This is a genomic window from Streptomyces sp. NPDC048566 (assembly GCF_043199735.1).
GTDB lineage: Bacteria > Actinomycetota > Actinomycetes > Streptomycetales > Streptomycetaceae > Streptomyces.
Genome location: NZ_JBICWL010000036.1, coordinates 13,457 through 28,424, shown reverse-complemented (window position 1 = coordinate 28,424; position 14,968 = coordinate 13,457). Strand labels below are relative to the sequence as shown.

Below are 14,968 nucleotides of genomic sequence, written 5' to 3'. Positions count from 1 at the left end.
TATGACCTCGAACGACCCGCCTCCGACCGCCGCCTCCGGCGGGCGCCGGCGCGCGCTGGGCCGGGGGCCGGGCACGGCGTCCGCTCACGACGGGCCCGAGGCCCCGGCCGCACCGGAGCGGCCCGCTCCGTCGCCCCCGCCCGGTGGCGCCCCGCCCGGACCGCAGGCACCCCGGGACCCCTCGGCCGCCGGGGAGGCCGTGGAGCCCGGCACGCCGGACACCCCCGGCCCGGTCCCCGGCGAACCGTCCCAGGCGCCCGCAGCGGGCCTTGTCGACTCCCCCCGCTCCCCGAGTCCGGCGCGTGCGCGGCAGGCGCCCCAGCCGCCCGTCAAGGCCCCGGTGGCGCCCCCGCGGCCCGCGGAGGCCCTCCGGCCGCCGCCCGCCGCGGCCGGAGGGGCGCGGGACGAGCGGCGCGAGGCCCCGCGCCCCACCCCGCCGCCGGACACGGACGGGGCGGCCGGCGGCCCGGTCCCGGCCGGTGCGGACACCGGACCGGGGGCCCGCGGAGCGCATCCGGCCGTCGGTGCCACCCACGGCGCCTCTCCCGGTACCGGGAGAGCCTCCGCGCCCGGGGCGGTCCCGGGGGACGCGCCGGACGACGGGGTCTTCACGGTGCGGCTCTCCAACTTCGAGGGCCCCTTCGACCTGCTGCTCCAGCTGATCTCCAAGCACAAGCTCGACGTCACCGAGGTCGCGCTGTCCACGGTGACCGACGAGTTCATGGCGCACATCCGCGCCATGGGCCCCGACTGGGACCTCGACCAGACGACCGAGTTCCTCGTCGTCGCCGCGACCCTGCTCGACCTCAAGGCCGCCCGCCTGCTGCCGACCGCCGAGGTCGAGGACGAGGCCGACCTGGCCCTCCTGGAGGCACGGGACCTGCTGTTCGCGCGGCTGCTCCAGTACCGCGCCTACAAGCGGATCGCCGACATCTTCACCGCCCGGCTCGACGAAGAGGGCCGCCGCTACCCGCGGACCGTGGGCCTGGAGGCGCACCACGCGGCGCTGCTGCCCGAGGTGGTCATCAGCATCGGCGCGGAGGGGTTCGCCCGGCTCGCGGTGAAGGCGATGCAGCCCAAGCCCCGACCGCAGGTCTACGTCGACCACATCCACGCGCCGCTCGTCAGCGTGCAGGAGCAGGCGCAGATCGTGGTGGCGCGGCTGCGGGAGCTGGGCGAGGCCGGCTTCCGCGCGCTCGTCGAGGACACCGACGACGTCCTCACCGTGGTGGCCCGGTTCCTGGCCCTGCTGGAGCTGTACCGGGAGAAGGCCGTGGCCCTCGACCAGGAGGAGGCCCTCGGCGAACTGACGGTGCGCTGGACGGGCGGCGACGGCGCGGACCAGCCGCGGGTGACGGACGAGTTCGACCGGCCCGCCGCGGAGCCGGCGGAGGACGGCGACCGGGCGTCCGGGAGGCGCCGGGAGCCCGCAGCGGCCGGAGAGTCCGGCGACAGCGAAGCGGCCGCGCGGGGCGCGGGTACCACGGAGAGCGGGGAGCGGCAGACGTGAGCGAGGACACCACGGGGACCACGGCGGGACCGCGCACGGTCGCCGACCTCGATCTCGGGCCCGCCCTGGAGGCCGTCCTGATGGTCGTGGACGAACCCGCGACCGAGGAGCACCTCGCGAAGATACTGGAGCGGCCCCGGCGGCAGATCGCCGACGCCCTGCGCGCCCTGGCCGACGAGTACACCGTCCAGGGCCGCGGCTTCGAGCTGCGGCTGATCGCCGGGGGTTGGCGTTTCTACACCCGGCCCGCGTACGCGGCGGCCGTGGAGCGCTTCGTCCTGGACGGGCAGCAGGCCCGGCTCACCCAGGCCGCCCTGGAGACGCTGGCCGTCGTCGCCTACCGCCAGCCGGTCAGCCGTTCCCGGGTCTCCGCGGTCCGCGGGGTCAACTGCGACGGCGTGATGCGCACGCTCCTCCAGCGGGGTCTGGTGGAGGAGGCGGGCGCGGAACCCGAAACAGGTGCGATCCTGTACGTGACGACGAACTACTTCCTGGAGCGAATGGGCCTGCGCGGTCTGGACGAGCTCCCCGAGCTCGCGCCCTTCCTCCCCGAGGCGGACGCGATCGAGGCCGAGACGCTGGAAGGGGTCCCGTCGTTCGATCCGGACGCACCGGACGAAGACGCAGACGACACGACGACGACGGAACTTTGATGCGAAGCAGTGGCAGTGGCAGCGGCAGGAACAGCGGGCGCGGCAACCCGCGGGGAACCGGCGGGAACACGCCCCGGGGAACCGGCGGCGGCTCGCGCGGAGCCGGTGGCTCCCAGCCGAGAAGCGCGGGAGGGCGCGACGACCGGGGGCGTGCCGACGACCGGCCCAAGCGCCCCAGCAAGCCGCGCCCGGAGGAGCGCCGCTACGACGTGGGCCCGGGCGCCTCGCAGGAGGGCCCCAAGTCCGGGCGCGGAGCCTCCGCGCGCGGAGGCGCCAAGGGCGGCCCCCGGCAGGGGCAGCAGCGCGGCGGGCGCACGACGCCCTCGCGTTCGCGCGAGTACGAGACGCGGGCGGAGGAGCGCAACCGCGACCGCTACGCCGGCAAGCCCGACGTCAAGCTCCCCAAGACCTTCCCGGGCGCCGAGGAGGAGGGCGAGCGCCTGCAGAAGGTGCTCGCACGCGCGGGCTACGGTTCCCGGCGGGCCTGCGAGGAGCTGGTCGACCAGGCCAGGGTCGAGGTCAACGGGGAGATCGTGCTGGAGCAGGGGCTGCGCGTCGACCCGGAGAAGGACGAGATCAAGGTCGACGGCCTGACCGTCGCGACGCAGTCGTACCAGTTCTTCTCGCTGAACAAGCCCGCCGGTGTCGTCTCCACCATGGAGGACAACGAGGGCCGTCAGTGCCTCGGCGACTACGTGACCAACCGCGAGACGCGGCTGTTCCACGTGGGCCGGCTCGACACCGAGACCGAGGGCGTCATCCTGCTCACCAACCACGGTGAGCTCGCACACCGGCTGACCCACCCCAAGTACGGCGTGAAGAAGGTCTACCTGGCGCACATCGTCGGTCCGATCCCGCGCGACCTGGGCAAGCGGCTCAAGGACGGCATCCAGCTGGAGGACGGGTACGCCAAGGCGGACCACTTCCGGGTCGTGGAGCAGACCGGCAAGAACTACCTGGTCGAGGTGACCCTGCACGAGGGCCGCAAGCACATCGTGCGGCGCATGCTCGCCGAGGCGGGTTTCCCGGTCGACAAGCTGGTGCGCGTCGCCTTCGGCCCGATCACCCTGGGGGACCAGAAGTCGGGCTGGCTGCGCCGCCTGTCGAACACCGAGGTCGGCATGCTGATGGCGGAGGTCGGCCTCTAGTGCCGTGACCGGAAGGGTGCGCCGGACGGCTCGCGGCGTCCGGTGCGGTGCGGCGCACGGCGGAGCGTCTCCCGCGTACGGGATGTACCCGGGTGATGCGGCGACGCGGCGAGGTGCCGTGCCGGGCGTCGCGAGCCGGTGAACCTTTCCGGCCGGGGCGCCAGCCCCGCCCGCCTCCCCGGCGGTCGCGGCCGCCCCGCCCCCGCCCACGACGGCCGGCTCCGGATTCTCTCCGGGGCCGGCCGTCGTCGTCCCGTGCCGTCCGCGTGACGGGTGCCGATGCCCCGTGTGCCGCCCTGGCCCCAGGGGCGGACCGCTCTCCCACGGCGGCCGCCGGATTCCCCGGCATGCCCGCCCGTGAGCCTTGTCGGCACCCGCAGTTCTCCTTTATGGTCGTATTGACCATAGTCATGTTGACCATAAAGGGGGGTGGGGGAGTGGCCCGCGAGGAAGGTCGCGCGCCGGGCGGTGCGGCGCCGAAGGGATACGACAAGTACGCCTTCGAGCCGTTCGCCGTCACCGTCGACCTGGCCGTCCTGACCGTGCGCGCGGGCGCGCTCCACGTGCTGCTCGTCGAGCGCGGACAGGAGCCGTACGCCGGCCGCTGGGCGCTGCCCGGCGGCTTCGTGCTGCCGCACGAGTCCGCCGAGACCGCCGCGCGCCGTGAACTCGCCGAGGAGACCGGCCTGTCGGACATCTCCGGGCTCCACCTGGAACAGGTGCGCACCTACAGCGAACCCGACCGCGACCCCCGCATGCGGATCGTCTCCGTCGCCTTCGCCGCCCTGCTGGCCGACGCCCCCGAACCGCGCGGCGGCGGAGACGCGGCACAGGCGCAGTGGCTGCGCTTCAACGCCCTCGCCCCGCTCGCCTTCGACCACGACCGCATCCTCGCCGACGCCCACGAACGGGTGGGCGCCAAGCTCGAGTACACCTGTCTCGCCACCTCCTTCCTCCCGCCCGAGTTCACCCTCGGAGAGCTGCAGCAGGTCTACGAGACCGTATGGGGCACCGCCCTCGACCGGCCCAACTTCCGCCGGAAGGTGCTCGCGACACCCGGTTTCGTCGAACCGGTCCCCGGCGCCGCGCGCCTCACCGGCGGACGCGGCAAGCCCGCCGCCCTCCACCGGGCGGGCGGCGCGAAAGCCCTGCACCCACCCCTGCTGCGCCCCGCCTCGGAAGGACGGACCCGATGACCACCACCACCCTCGCCAAACGTGCCGCCACCGGCTCGCTCGTCGGTCTCGCCCTCGGCGACGCGCTCGGCTTCCCCACCGAGTTCAACTCCGTGCCCGCCATCCTCGACAAGTGCGGGCCCTGGCGGGGCATGGCGCTGCCGCGGCCCGCAATCGTCACCGACGACACCCAGATGACGCTCGCCCTGGCCAGGGGCCTGCGCACCGCCATGGACCGCGGGCTGCTGGGGCCGCCGCGGATGGAACGGCCGGTGCGCGAGGAGTTCGTGGACTGGTACCGCTCGCCGCAGAACAACCGCGCCCCCGGGCGGACCTGCCTCACCGCCTGCAACCTCCTCGCCGACGGCAGGCGCCGCTGGCAGGAGGCCAGCCAGATCGGCTCCAAGGGCTGCGGCGCCAACATGCGGGTCGCGCCGGTCGGCCTGGTCCGCGGACTGAGCGCCGAACAGCGCGCCGGCGCCGCCCAGTTCCAGGCCGCGCTCACCCACGGCCACCCCACCGCGCTCGCCGCCTCGGACCTGACCGCCCACGCCGTGTGGCTGCTCGCCGGGGGCACCGAACCCCTGGGCCTGGTCGGCCGGCTGCGCTCGTACGCGTACGAGAACCGGCAGCGCTACCACGCGCGCTGGCTGGGCGACCTGTGGACCTTCGGCGAGGACGACACGCCCCAGCAGTACATCGCGCGGGGCTGGGACGAGTGCCTCGACGCCCTGGACAACCTCCGGCACGCCGTGCGCACCGCCTCTCCCGAGACCGATCCCTGCCTGGCCACCGGCGGCGGCTGGATCGCAGAGGAGGCGCTCGCCACCGGCCTGCTGTGCTTCCTCCTCTTCGTCGACGAACCCGTCACCGCCCTGCGCCGCGCCGCCTGCACCTCCGGCGACTCCGACTCGATCGCGTGCCTGACCGGTGCGTTCGCCGGCGCCTACCACGGCTCCCAGGCATGGCCCCGGGAATGGGCCGACCGCATCGAGTACCAGGGCGACCTGATGGCGCTGGGAGCGCTCTGGGACGCTTGAGGCATGACAGACGCCCCCGGCCTCGGTGCCGGCCTCGCCGACGTGGTGACCGAGCAGCCCGACCCCGTGCTCTTCGCCACCGTCTCCGGGGCCCACCTGTACGGCTTCCCCTCGCGCGACTCCGACGTGGACCTGCGGGGCGTCCACCTGCTGCCCACGGCCGACCTGGTGGGCCTGCGCGAGCCGACGGAGACCCGGTCCCGCATGTGGCTGCGGGACGGCGTCGAGATGGACCTCGTCACCCACGACCTGCGCAAGTTCGTGCGCCTGATGCTGCGGCGCAACGGCTACGTGCTGGAGCAGCTGCTCTCCCCGCTCGTCGTGCACACCGGTGAGGAGCACCGGGAGCTGGCCGCCCTCGCTCCCGGAGTCCTCACCCGCCACCACGCCCACCACTACCGGGGGTTCGCCTCGACGCAGTGGCGGCTCTTCGAGCGCACCGGCGAACTCAAACCGCTGCTCTACACCTTCCGCGTCCTGCTCACCGGCATCCACCTCATGCGCCGCGGCGAGGTGGTCGCCGATCTCCCGGCCCTCCTCGGGCGGATCCCCTCGCCCGGCTACCTCCCGGATCTCATCGCGCAGAAGGCGGAGCGGGAGCACGGCGCGGCCGACGTCCCCCACGCGCGGGTGCAGGAGGACGTGGAGCGGCTGCACGGCCTCCTCGACGAGGCCCAGGCGGCCTCGTCGCTGCCGGACACCCCCTCCGTGCGCGACGCCCTGCACGACTTCGTCGTCCGCGTCCGCCTCGGCGCGGACCGGGACGGACCGGCGCCGCTGTAGGGCGTGCCCCGAACGTCCCGTCGCCCGCCCGGAGGGCGGGCCGCGCGGCGCCGGGTGCGGCGGCAGTACGCGCAGGGCGCCGCACGGCGGAGTGGGATCTTCGCGACACGCCCCGGTGCCGCGACGGGGCGAACGTCGGCTGCCGCGGCGCCAAGGGCTGCCCCGTCACTCCCCGGCGGGCGCGCGACGACGGCCGCGGCACCTCGCCGCGTTGCCGGACGGCCCGCATGCACCCGGTACGAGGGCGGCCCTCCGCCGTGCGACGCACCGCGGCCGACGCCGCGCGCCGATCCACCGGGGATGACGGGACAGCCCTTTCAGGGGGTGTGCGCACTCTCCCGAGGCGCGGCGCATTCCCGGAGCGCCGACGCCCGGCGCACCCGGACCAGGAAGTCCTCCACGCGCGCGTGGTCCGGCTCGGCGGGGAGCGGACTGCCCGCCCGCGCCTCCTCGGCCTCGGTCGCCAGCCGGGACATCCACCGCTCGACCTCGCGCCAGGCGACCTCGCCCCGCTTCACCGCGAGGAGCGGCTCGCGCTGGTCGCCGACGTCGACGGTGAGGGTCCCGGTGCGCAGCAGATCGCGTGAACTCGCCAGCAGCCGCAGCAGATGCATGGCGTGCTTCCAGCGCGGGGCGCCGCGCCGGCGGACGTCGGCCTCCAGCTTCCGCCGCTGGCCCAGCGCGTAGCGGGCGAACGTCTCGTGCGCCCGCCGGGACAGGAACGCCCCCTTGAGCGCGAGGAGTTCGCGTCCCACCTCGTCCGCGTGCTCGACGAGCGGGGAGTGCAGGCACTCCAGGATGTTCGGGTTGGCGCGCAGCGCGAGCGCGCAGAACCGCTCCAGCTCCCAGCTGAACTGCTCCTCGGCCGGGCCCTCGACGTGGGTCGGGGGCTTGGCGAGGCGCCAGAACAGCGGGGTCGGCGCGAGGAAGACGCCGCGCAGGTCCGTGTCGCTGGTGTCCGTGGCGAGGCCGAAGGCCCGGGACCCCGTCACGCAGGCGTAGACCGTGTGGTCACGCACCAGGGCCAGGGCAGGCGGGGCAGCGGCCGGCGGGTCATGAGGCGCCGGTTCGTCTGACGGCGCCGCGGGGGGCCGCGGCGCGCCGGGTTCGGAGGGCATGCCGGGAGCGTACGGTGCGTCTCAGGCCAGGCGAATCGCTTTTCCGTCCACGACGATCTTCTCCGCGGGCAGCGGAGCGGGAGCGGGACCGGCCGTGACGGCGCCGTCCTCGACGCTGAACCTGCTGCCGTGACAGGGGCAGTCGATGGTGCCGTCCGCGACCTTGTTCACCGTGCAGCCCTGGTGGGTGCAGATCGCCGAGAAGGCCCGGAAGTCGCCCTCCTTGGGCTGGGTGACCACGAGCTTGCGCTCCTTGAAGACCGTGCCGCCGCCGACCGGGATGTCACCGGTGGCGGAGATCTCCTCCCCGCTCGACGCCTTCGGAGAGGCGTCCTCGGAGGAGCCGCCGCCCCCGTCCCCGGACCCGTCGCATCCCACGAGCAGCGCGGACGCCCCCGTCGCGAGGATCACGGTGCGGCGCGTCGGGCGGTGGGTCATGTCGTCACTCCGAAGGTACGGAAGAAAGTCAGAGGGGGGACGTCGGCCGGAGGGCCGTCGGCCCGGCGAGGGCCAGGCCGCCGACGACCGGCAGCGGCCGGCCGGGCGGACGCTCCGAGCGGGCAGCAGCATCTTGGCACCGAAGGCACCGAAGAAGAAGCACCCGGGGCGCGAGTGCGGCGGGACGCGCGGTGCGGAGCCCGGAAAGCCCGGCCCGCAACCGCAGTGCGCCGCGACCGGTACCGGCACCAGGAGCGCGGTCCGCCCCGACCTGCGGTGGAGGGTCCCCGCCCGGCCCGGCTCGGGCAGCTCCCCGTCCAACGTCAGCGCCGACGCGAACCGCGCCAGGGCGAGCGGGAGCCCCGTCGTGGCGAGCCGGGACTGCACGGCACCGGTGCCGCCGAAGCCGGCGAGGTCGAACGCCGCTCCCGAGCGTGCCGTGCGGTTCCGCGCCGCCGCACGGCGCGGCGGTCGTCTCGGCAGGCGGGCGCCGCGCACCACCCGCCCCGGCCCTGACTAGGCTGGTCACGACACCGACGCAGACCAGCGAGGAGCATCACCGTGGCGGTACGAGCGGTCCGGGGCGCCGTGCAACTGGAACGGGACGAGGCCGGCCACATGGACGAGCGGGTCGGCGAGCTGCTCACCGCCCTGCTGGAGCGCAACGCGCTCACCGCGGACGACCTGATCAGCATCTGGTTCACCGCGACCCCCGACCTGCACAGCGACTTCCCCGCTGCGGCGGCGCGCGGTCTCGGCATCGTCGACGTCCCGCTGATCTGCGCGCAGGAACTGGACGTCGAGGGTGCGATGCCCCGGGTGGTCCGCGTCCTCGCCCACATCACGTCGGACCGGCCGCGCGCGGAGATCGCGCACGTCTACCTCGGCGCCGCGGGCGCGCTGCGCAAGGACATCGCCCAGTGAGAACCGCACTCGTCATCGGCACCGGCCTCATCGGCACCTCGGCCGCCCTCGCGCTCGCCGACCGCGGTGTCACCGTCCACCTCGCCGACCACGACCCGGAGCAGGCGCGCACGGCCGCCGCGCTCGGGGCGGGCACCGAGGAGCCGCCCGCCGGTCCCGTCGACCTCGCCGTCGTCGCCGCGCCGCCCGCGCACGTCGCCGCCACGCTCGCCGACGCCATGCGCCGCGGCCTCGCCCGCGGCTACCTCGACGTCGCCAGCGTCAAGGGCGGGCCGCGCCGCGAGCTGGAGGCCCTCGGCCTCGATCTCACCTCGTACATCGGTTCGCACCCCATGTCCGGCCGGGAGAAGTCCGGACCGCTCGCCGCGACCGGCGACCTCTTCGAGGGGCGGCCCTGGGTGCTGACCCCCACCCGGGACACCGACACCGAGGTCCTGAACCTGGCCCTGGAGCTGGTGTCGCACTGCCGTGCCGTACCCGTCGTGATGGACGCGGACGCCCACGACCGGGCCGTCGCCCTCGTCTCGCACATGCCGCATCTGGTGTCGAGCCTGGTCGCGGCCCGGCTGGAGCACGCGGAGGAGGCGGCCGTACGGCTGTGCGGGCAGGGCATCCGGGACGTGACCCGCATCGCCGCCTCGGACCCCCGGATGTGGATCGACATCCTCTCCGCGAACCCCGGCCCCGTGGCCGACCTGCTCACCGACGTCTCCGCCGACCTCGACGAGACGGTACGGGCCCTGCGCGCCCTCCAGTCCGCCGACGAGGCCGAGCGCCGCGACGGCGTCACCGGCGTCGAGGACGTGCTGCGCCGCGGCAACGCGGGCCAGGTCCGCGTCCCCGGCAAGCACGGCTCCGCACCGCGTGCCTACGAGGTCGTCGCGGTCCTCATCGACGACCAGCCGGGCCAGCTCGCCCGGATCTTCGCCGACGCGGGACAGGCCGGGGTCAACATCGAGGACGTGCGCATCGAGCACGCCACCGGGCAGCAGGCCGGCCTGGTGCAGCTGATGGTCGAGCCGAAGGCGGCGCCGATGCTCGGCGCCGCCCTGCGGGACCGGGGCTGGGCGCTGCGCCAGTAGCGGCCCGACCGGGTCCCGCCGGGCGGTCTCCCCGGGTCCCGCGGGCACGCCTGCTCCGGGGGCCGCCCGCGACCCCGGGCACCCGTTCCGCGGGCCCGCGCCGCCCCGCGGGGGAAACCGTCGCCCCGGGCCGCCGGGGAAGGGCCAGTAATACGGGGTCCGCGGAGCCAGTAACCTTGTGCGGGGCGCGTTCGTGCCCCGCACAGACCTCCACCCCGCACCAGGAAGGTGTTCCCACCGTGGAAAACGGCGCCGCCCGGACCGCTCCGACCGTCATCGTCGCCATCGACGGCCCCTCGGGCACGGGCAAGTCGAGCACCTCGAAGGCCGTGGCCGCGAAGCTCGGGCTGCGCTACCTGGACACCGGGGCCCAGTACCGCGCGATCACGTGGTGGATGGTCAGCAACGGCATCGACGTCGCGGACCCCGCCGCGATCGCCTCCGCCGCCGGCAAGCCCGACATCGTCTCCGGCACCGACCCCTCCGCCCCCACCATCACGGTGGACGGCACGGACGTCGCGGGCCCGATCCGCACGCAGGACGTCACCTCCAAGGTCAGCGCGGTCAGCGCCGTGCCCGAGGTGCGGGCCCGGATCACCGAGCTGCAGCGGGCGCTCGCCGCGTCCGCGCCCGAGGGCATCGTCGTCGAGGGCCGCGACATCGGCACCACCGTGCTGCCCGACGCCGACCTGAAGATCTTCCTCACCGCCTCCCCGGAGGCGCGCGCCGCCCGCCGCAGCGGTGAGCTGCAGGGCGCCGACGTCGCCGCCACCCGCGAGGCGCTCGTCCGGCGCGACGCCGCCGACTCCACCCGCAAGACGTCCCCGCTGGCCAAGGCGGACGACGCGGTCGAGGTCGACACCTCCGACCTCACGCTCCAGCAGGTCATCGAGTGCGTCGTCACCCTGGTCGAGGAGAAGCGGGCCGCCCGGTGACCGCACCCTCCGCGAGAGGCGCCGAGGTCGGGCGCCGGATCGGCGTCGGCCTGATGTACGGGCTGTGGAAGCCGCGCGTCCTCGGCGCCTGGAAGGTCCCCGCGGCCGGCCCGGTGATCCTGGCCGTCAACCACGCGCACAACATCGACGGGCCGATGGTCATGGGCGTGGCCCCGCGGCCCACCCACTTCCTGATCAAGAAGGAAGCCTTCGTCGGGCCGCTCGATCCGTTCCTCCTCGGCATCGGCCAGCTGAAGGTCGACCGCCACACCACCGACCGCACCGCCATCACGGACGCGCTCGGCGTCCTGACCTCCGGCGGCGTCCTCGGTATCTTCCCCGAGGGCACCCGCGGCGAGGGAGACTTCTCCTCGCTCCGGGCCGGGCTCGCCTACTTCGCGGTGCGCAGCGGCGCCCCCATCGTCCCCGTGGCGGTGCTGGGCAGCACCGACCGCAACAGCCGGCTGGTCAAGGGGCTGCCCCCGCTGCGCAGCAGGGTCGACGTCGTCTTCGGGGACCCCTTCGAGGCCGGCGACGGCAGCGGACGGCGTACGCGCGCCGCCCTGGACGAGGCCACCGGCCGCATCCAGAAGCAGCTCAGCGCCCACCTGGACCACGCCAGGCGTCTCACCGGACGCCGGGAAAACGCCGGGCGCCCCACCGGGCGTTAGGCGACACTTGAGTAGTGGGACGGCCCGTTGTGCGGCCGTTCCACCGATCACCACGATGGAACGACGAGGTACGGACTTCATGAACGACCACATCCAGCCCGACGGCTCGGAGCACGAGCACGGGGCGCTTGGCGATGCCGAGTACGCGGAGTTCATGGAGCTCGCCGCGGAAGAGGGCTTCGACGTCGACGACGTCGAGGGCGCGATCGAGGCGGCCGGGCACGGCCCGCTGCCCGTCCTCGCCGTCGTGGGCCGCCCGAACGTGGGCAAGTCGACCCTGGTGAACCGGATCATCGGCCGTCGCGAGGCGGTCGTCGAGGACAAGCCCGGCGTCACCCGCGACCGCGTCACCTACGAGGCGGAGTGGGCGGGCCGCCGCTTCAAGGTCGTCGACACCGGCGGCTGGGAGCAGGACGTCCTCGGCATCGACGCGTCCGTGGCCGCCCAGGCCGAGTACGCGATCGACGCCGCCGACGCGGTGGTCTTCGTCGTCGACGCCAAGGTCGGCGCCACCGACACCGACGAGGCCGTCGTCCGGCTGCTGCGCAAGGCCGGCAAGCCCGTCGTGCTGTGCGCCAACAAGGTCGACGGCATGAGCGGCGAGGCCGACGCGGCCTACCTGTGGTCGCTCGGGCTCGGCGAGCCGCACCCGGTCTCCGCGCTGCACGGCCGCGGCACCGGCGACATGCTCGACGCCGTCCTGGAGGCGCTGCCCGAGGCCCCGGCGCAGACCTTCGGCACCGCGGTGGGCGGCCCTCGCCGCATCGCCCTGATCGGCCGCCCCAACGTCGGCAAGTCCTCCCTGCTGAACAAGGTGGCCAACGAGGACCGCGTCGTCGTCAACGAGCTCGCCGGCACCACCCGCGACCCGGTGGACGAGCTGATCGAACTCGGCGGCGTCACCTGGAAGTTCATCGACACGGCCGGTATCCGCAAGCGGGTGCACCTCCAGCAGGGCGCCGACTACTACGCCTCGCTGCGCACCGCCGCCGCCGTCGAGAAGGCCGAGGTCGCGGTCATTCTGATCGACGCGTCCGAGAGCATCTCCGTCCAGGACCAGCGGATCGTCACCATGGCCGTCGAGGCCGGGCGCGCGATCGTGCTCGCCTTCAACAAGTGGGACACCCTCGACGAGGAGCGCCGCTACTACCTGGAGCGGGAGATCGAGACCGAGCTCCTCCAGGTGGCCTGGGCTCCCCGCGTGAACGTCTCGGCCCGCACCGGCCGGCACATGGAGAAGCTCGTCCCGGCGATCGAGACCGCGCTGGACGGCTGGGAGACCCGCGTCCCCACCGGCCGTCTGAACGCCTTCCTCGGCGAGCTGGTCGCCGCCCACCCGCACCCGATCCGCGGCGGCAAGCAGCCCCGCATCCTGTTCGGCACCCAGGCGGGCACCAAGCCCCCGCGGTTCGTGCTGTTCGCCTCCGGCTTCATCGAGCACGGCTACCGCCGCTTCGTCGAGCGCCGGCTGCGCGAGGAGTTCGGCTTCGAGGGGACCCCGATCCACATCTCGGTGCGGGTCCGCGAGAAGCGCGGTGCCAACAAGAAGAAGTAGGCCCGGTGGTACGGGTGAGGGGGCGGCTCCCGACGGAGCCGCCCCCTCACCCGTACCCGGCCGGAGAACCGTTTCTCACAGTCCTCGGCGCGGTGCCGGGGGCAGCGCGGCGGGGATGTGGTGCATTCCCGTGCCCGGCTGCCTGCCGCCCGCCTGCCAGACGGCGGTCGCGCCCTGGCCGTTCTGCGCCGCGAGCTGTCGGGCGGTCTGCGCCCCCGCGCTGTAGGAGCTGTACGAGCTGTACGGCCCCGACGGGCTGTAGGAGTTCGAACCGCGCGCGAGACTCCCGAACGCGGTGAAGCCGAGTTGCTCCTCCCCGTGCCGGTCGCCGGGCAGGGCCCTGAACGACCGGACCCATTCGGCGTAGAGCGCGTCGTAGATCGGCGTGGCCGACGGGCCGGTCGACGTGTTCCGGGCCGATCGGGACGCCGGCACCTCGCTGCCGGAAGCGAGCGGAAGGGGCGCGCCGGACGGAGGGACCGGCTGGAAGGGGCGGCGGCTGGGGACGTCGTAGGTGTGCACGTACGTGCCAACGACCCCGCCGCCCGTCGGATGCGGGCGGACCGGCCCTTTCGCAAACGACCGGGAGCGAGCGGCGCTCGCGGGGGGCGCGGGCGGCCCACCAGGCGACCTCCCGCATCCGGTGCGCCCGTCCCCGGCCCCGCGCCGGCCGGTGACCCGGGCGCCGGGGCCCGGCGGCGCAGGACGTCACGCGCCGGGCACGAAGGCGCCCGGCACGCGACGCGGGCCGGGAGAGCCCGCGTCCGCCGTCACGGGCGCGGGGGGCCCGGGGAGACGGGAACGCGGGCGCGGCCCCGCGGAGAGGCCCGGACCCGGCGCGGCGGTCGTCGGCTCAGGTGCCGGCGAGCGGCATGGTGGCCGCGACGAGCTTGCCGTTGGCCGCGGCCTTGTCGAGCGCGTCGCGCAGCAGGTCCTCGCGGGGCTGCCGTCCGATCGAGCCGACCGGCGCCGCGAACAGCAGGACCTGCTGGTGCTTGGTGGCGGCGGAGCGCCAGGTGTCGGCGACCTGGAGGGCCTGGTGTGCCTGCCACCAGGCCACGGGGGAGCCGCCGCCGGTGCCCGGCTGGAGCACCGCGTGCAGCTGTCCCATCGCGAGCAGGACGGACCAGCCGTGGAGGACCGGCGGCACCGCGTTCAGCTCGGTCACCGGCATGAAGCCCTGCTCGATCAGCAGCGGCAGGAAGTCGTCGCCGATGTCGGTGGAGCCGGGCCGCACGATCGGGCCGGTCGGCTCGACCACCAGGGCCGGGTGCAGGTCGCCGTCGATCAGCACGAGCCCGCTGGTCACGCCGAGCACGGCCTGCTCGGGCGGGGCGTCGGCGGGAGCGCCGTCGGGGTGGATCGACCGGACGGCGCCCTGCAGTTGCTCCTCGGTCACCTGCACGACCTGCGAGGGCAGGCAGGTGGCGTGGGCGAAGGCGAGGACGGCGGTCTCGTCGCCGATGAACAGGACCGTGCTGGTCCGCTCCTGTTCCGAGTCGCCCGGGGTGCGGCAGGACGTGCAGTCGTAGCTGCCGGGGGCGTTCTCTCCGGCGAGCAGCCGGTCGGCTTCTTCGTCGCCGATCTCGGCGCGTACGTCGTCGCTGACGTCGAGCATGCGCGGCACGGTGGCTCCTCGGGATGCGGTGCGTGGCGGTGCCGGGTGGCTCCCGGCCCATGAACCCGGGGGTTCCCGGCTCATGAAGATGACAACGGGCGATCTGTGGCCGGAGTCACGCTCGGAAGCGAACGGAATCGAACCAACCGACGCCCACGGTGAAGTGCGCCCCGGAATCGGTCACTCCTTGTCAACACGACGCCGATGGAGGGAAGTTGAACGGGTGAAGTGGGTCACAGGCTGCCGGGGGCACTGGTCGACAAATCCGGAAATCACCAGATGAAGTGGGTGGCCGAAAATCGCCGATACCTGAGGTAA

The 14,968-nt window shown here is 74.4% G+C and carries 15 protein-coding genes and 1 pseudogene; 11 read left to right on the top strand and 5 right to left on the bottom strand.

All coding sequences use genetic code 11. The annotated features are described in order from the left end of the window. The first annotated feature begins 1 nt into the window (after window position 1). The 6 genes from ACGFS9_RS30900 (at window position 2) to ACGFS9_RS30875 (ending at window position 6,309) form a co-directional block, all read left to right on the top strand. On the top strand, window positions 2-1,510 hold the full coding sequence (locus ACGFS9_RS30900) for a segregation/condensation protein A (RefSeq protein ID WP_393257841.1): 1,509 nt from the start codon (window positions 2-4) through the stop codon (window positions 1,508-1,510). Next, window positions 1,507-2,163 (top strand): SMC-Scp complex subunit ScpB, encoded by a 657-nt coding sequence (gene scpB / locus ACGFS9_RS30895; RefSeq protein WP_393257840.1) that lies wholly within the window; start codon window positions 1,507-1,509, stop codon window positions 2,161-2,163. Before ACGFS9_RS30900 ends, scpB begins: the two co-directional genes overlap by 4 nt. Next, a complete protein-coding gene (locus tag ACGFS9_RS30890) occupies window positions 2,163-3,311 on the top strand; it encodes a pseudouridine synthase (protein WP_393257838.1) in 1,149 nt (382 codons plus the stop codon). The genes scpB and ACGFS9_RS30890 overlap by 1 nt, the downstream gene beginning before the upstream one ends. A 410-nt stretch (window positions 3,312-3,721) precedes the next feature. Continuing rightward, window positions 3,722-4,507 (top strand): NUDIX domain-containing protein, encoded by a 786-nt coding sequence (locus ACGFS9_RS30885; RefSeq protein WP_393257836.1) that lies wholly within the window; start codon window positions 3,722-3,724, stop codon window positions 4,505-4,507. Further along, a complete protein-coding gene (locus ACGFS9_RS30880) occupies window positions 4,504-5,526 on the top strand; it encodes an ADP-ribosylglycohydrolase family protein (RefSeq protein ID WP_393257834.1) in 1,023 nt (340 codons plus the stop codon). The genes ACGFS9_RS30885 and ACGFS9_RS30880 overlap by 4 nt, the downstream gene beginning before the upstream one ends. A gap of 3 nt (window positions 5,527-5,529) precedes the next feature. After that, window positions 5,530-6,309, top strand: a complete 780-nt coding sequence (locus tag ACGFS9_RS30875) for a DNA polymerase beta superfamily protein (protein ID WP_393257832.1) — start codon at window positions 5,530-5,532, stop codon at window positions 6,307-6,309. 317 nt (window positions 6,310-6,626) lie between these two features. Here ACGFS9_RS30875 and ACGFS9_RS30870 read toward each other — a convergent pair whose 3' ends face one another. From ACGFS9_RS30870 to ACGFS9_RS30860, 3 genes and pseudogenes are all read right to left on the bottom strand, one after another. Beyond that, entirely contained in the window at window positions 6,627-7,427 is an 801-nt protein-coding gene (locus tag ACGFS9_RS30870) for a DNA polymerase beta superfamily protein (RefSeq protein WP_393257829.1), read from the bottom strand. Window positions 7,428-7,448: 21 nt separating this feature from the next. Further along, a complete protein-coding gene (locus tag ACGFS9_RS30865) occupies window positions 7,449-7,865 on the bottom strand; it encodes a Rieske (2Fe-2S) protein (RefSeq protein WP_393257883.1) in 417 nt (138 codons plus the stop codon). Window positions 7,866-7,997: 132 nt separating this feature from the next. Then, window positions 7,998-8,363, bottom strand: a pseudogene (locus tag ACGFS9_RS30860) (DUF6529 family protein); the annotation flags it as partial. Window positions 8,364-8,426: 63 nt separating this feature from the next. Between ACGFS9_RS30860 and aroH the strand changes: the two are divergent. From aroH to der, 5 genes are all read left to right on the top strand, one after another. After that, window positions 8,427-8,789: a chorismate mutase gene (gene aroH / locus ACGFS9_RS30855; protein WP_393257826.1), complete on the top strand. Its 363-nt coding sequence runs from the start codon at window positions 8,427-8,429 to the stop codon at window positions 8,787-8,789. Then, complete coding sequence (locus ACGFS9_RS30850; protein ID WP_393257824.1) at window positions 8,786-9,871, top strand: prephenate dehydrogenase; 1,086 nt, start codon at window positions 8,786-8,788, stop codon at window positions 9,869-9,871. The genes aroH and ACGFS9_RS30850 overlap by 4 nt, the downstream gene beginning before the upstream one ends. A 239-nt stretch (window positions 9,872-10,110) precedes the next feature. Then, window positions 10,111-10,806: a (d)CMP kinase gene (gene cmk, locus ACGFS9_RS30845; protein WP_393257822.1), complete on the top strand. Its 696-nt coding sequence runs from the start codon at window positions 10,111-10,113 to the stop codon at window positions 10,804-10,806. After that, the gene (locus tag ACGFS9_RS30840; RefSeq protein ID WP_393257819.1) at window positions 10,764-11,477 is read left to right on the top strand and encodes a lysophospholipid acyltransferase family protein; all 714 of its coding nucleotides are present in this window, start codon (window positions 10,764-10,766) and stop codon (window positions 11,475-11,477) included. Before cmk ends, ACGFS9_RS30840 begins: the two co-directional genes overlap by 43 nt. Window positions 11,478-11,556: 79 nt before the next feature. Next, a complete protein-coding gene (gene der / locus ACGFS9_RS30835; RefSeq protein ID WP_393257817.1) occupies window positions 11,557-13,032 on the top strand; it encodes a ribosome biogenesis GTPase Der in 1,476 nt (491 codons plus the stop codon). Window positions 13,033-13,107: 75 nt separating this feature from the next. Here der and ACGFS9_RS30830 read toward each other — a convergent pair whose 3' ends face one another. After that, window positions 13,108-13,554 carry a hypothetical protein gene (locus ACGFS9_RS30830; protein WP_393257815.1) on the bottom strand — a complete coding sequence of 149 codons (447 nt, stop codon included), beginning with the start codon at window positions 13,552-13,554 and terminating at the stop codon, window positions 13,108-13,110. Between the two features lie 331 nt (window positions 13,555-13,885). Then, the gene (locus tag ACGFS9_RS30825) at window positions 13,886-14,659 is read right to left on the bottom strand and encodes a hypothetical protein (RefSeq protein WP_393257813.1); all 774 of its coding nucleotides are present in this window, start codon (window positions 14,657-14,659) and stop codon (window positions 13,886-13,888) included. Window positions 14,660-14,968 lie beyond the last annotated feature (309 nt).

Coding starts and splice junctions, on each gene's coding strand:
- ACGFS9_RS30890 (WP_393257838.1), top strand. CDS start 2,163: ATGCGAAGCAGTGGCAGTGGCAGCGGCAGGAACAGCGGGCGCGGCAAC.
- der (WP_393257817.1), top strand. CDS start 11,557: ATGAACGACCACATCCAGCCCGACGGCTCGGAGCACGAGCACGGGGCG.
- ACGFS9_RS30875 (WP_393257832.1), top strand. CDS start 5,530: ATGACAGACGCCCCCGGCCTCGGTGCCGGCCTCGCCGACGTGGTGACC.
- ACGFS9_RS30865 (WP_393257883.1), bottom strand. CDS start 7,865: ATGACCCACCGCCCGACGCGCCGCACCGTGATCCTCGCGACGGGGGCG.
- ACGFS9_RS30870 (WP_393257829.1), bottom strand. CDS start 7,427: ATGCCCTCCGAACCCGGCGCGCCGCGGCCCCCCGCGGCGCCGTCAGAC.
- ACGFS9_RS30885 (WP_393257836.1), top strand. CDS start 3,722: ATGTTGACCATAAAGGGGGGTGGGGGAGTGGCCCGCGAGGAAGGTCGC.
- ACGFS9_RS30900 (WP_393257841.1), top strand. CDS start 2: ATGACCTCGAACGACCCGCCTCCGACCGCCGCCTCCGGCGGGCGCCGG.
- ACGFS9_RS30880 (WP_393257834.1), top strand. CDS start 4,504: ATGACCACCACCACCCTCGCCAAACGTGCCGCCACCGGCTCGCTCGTC.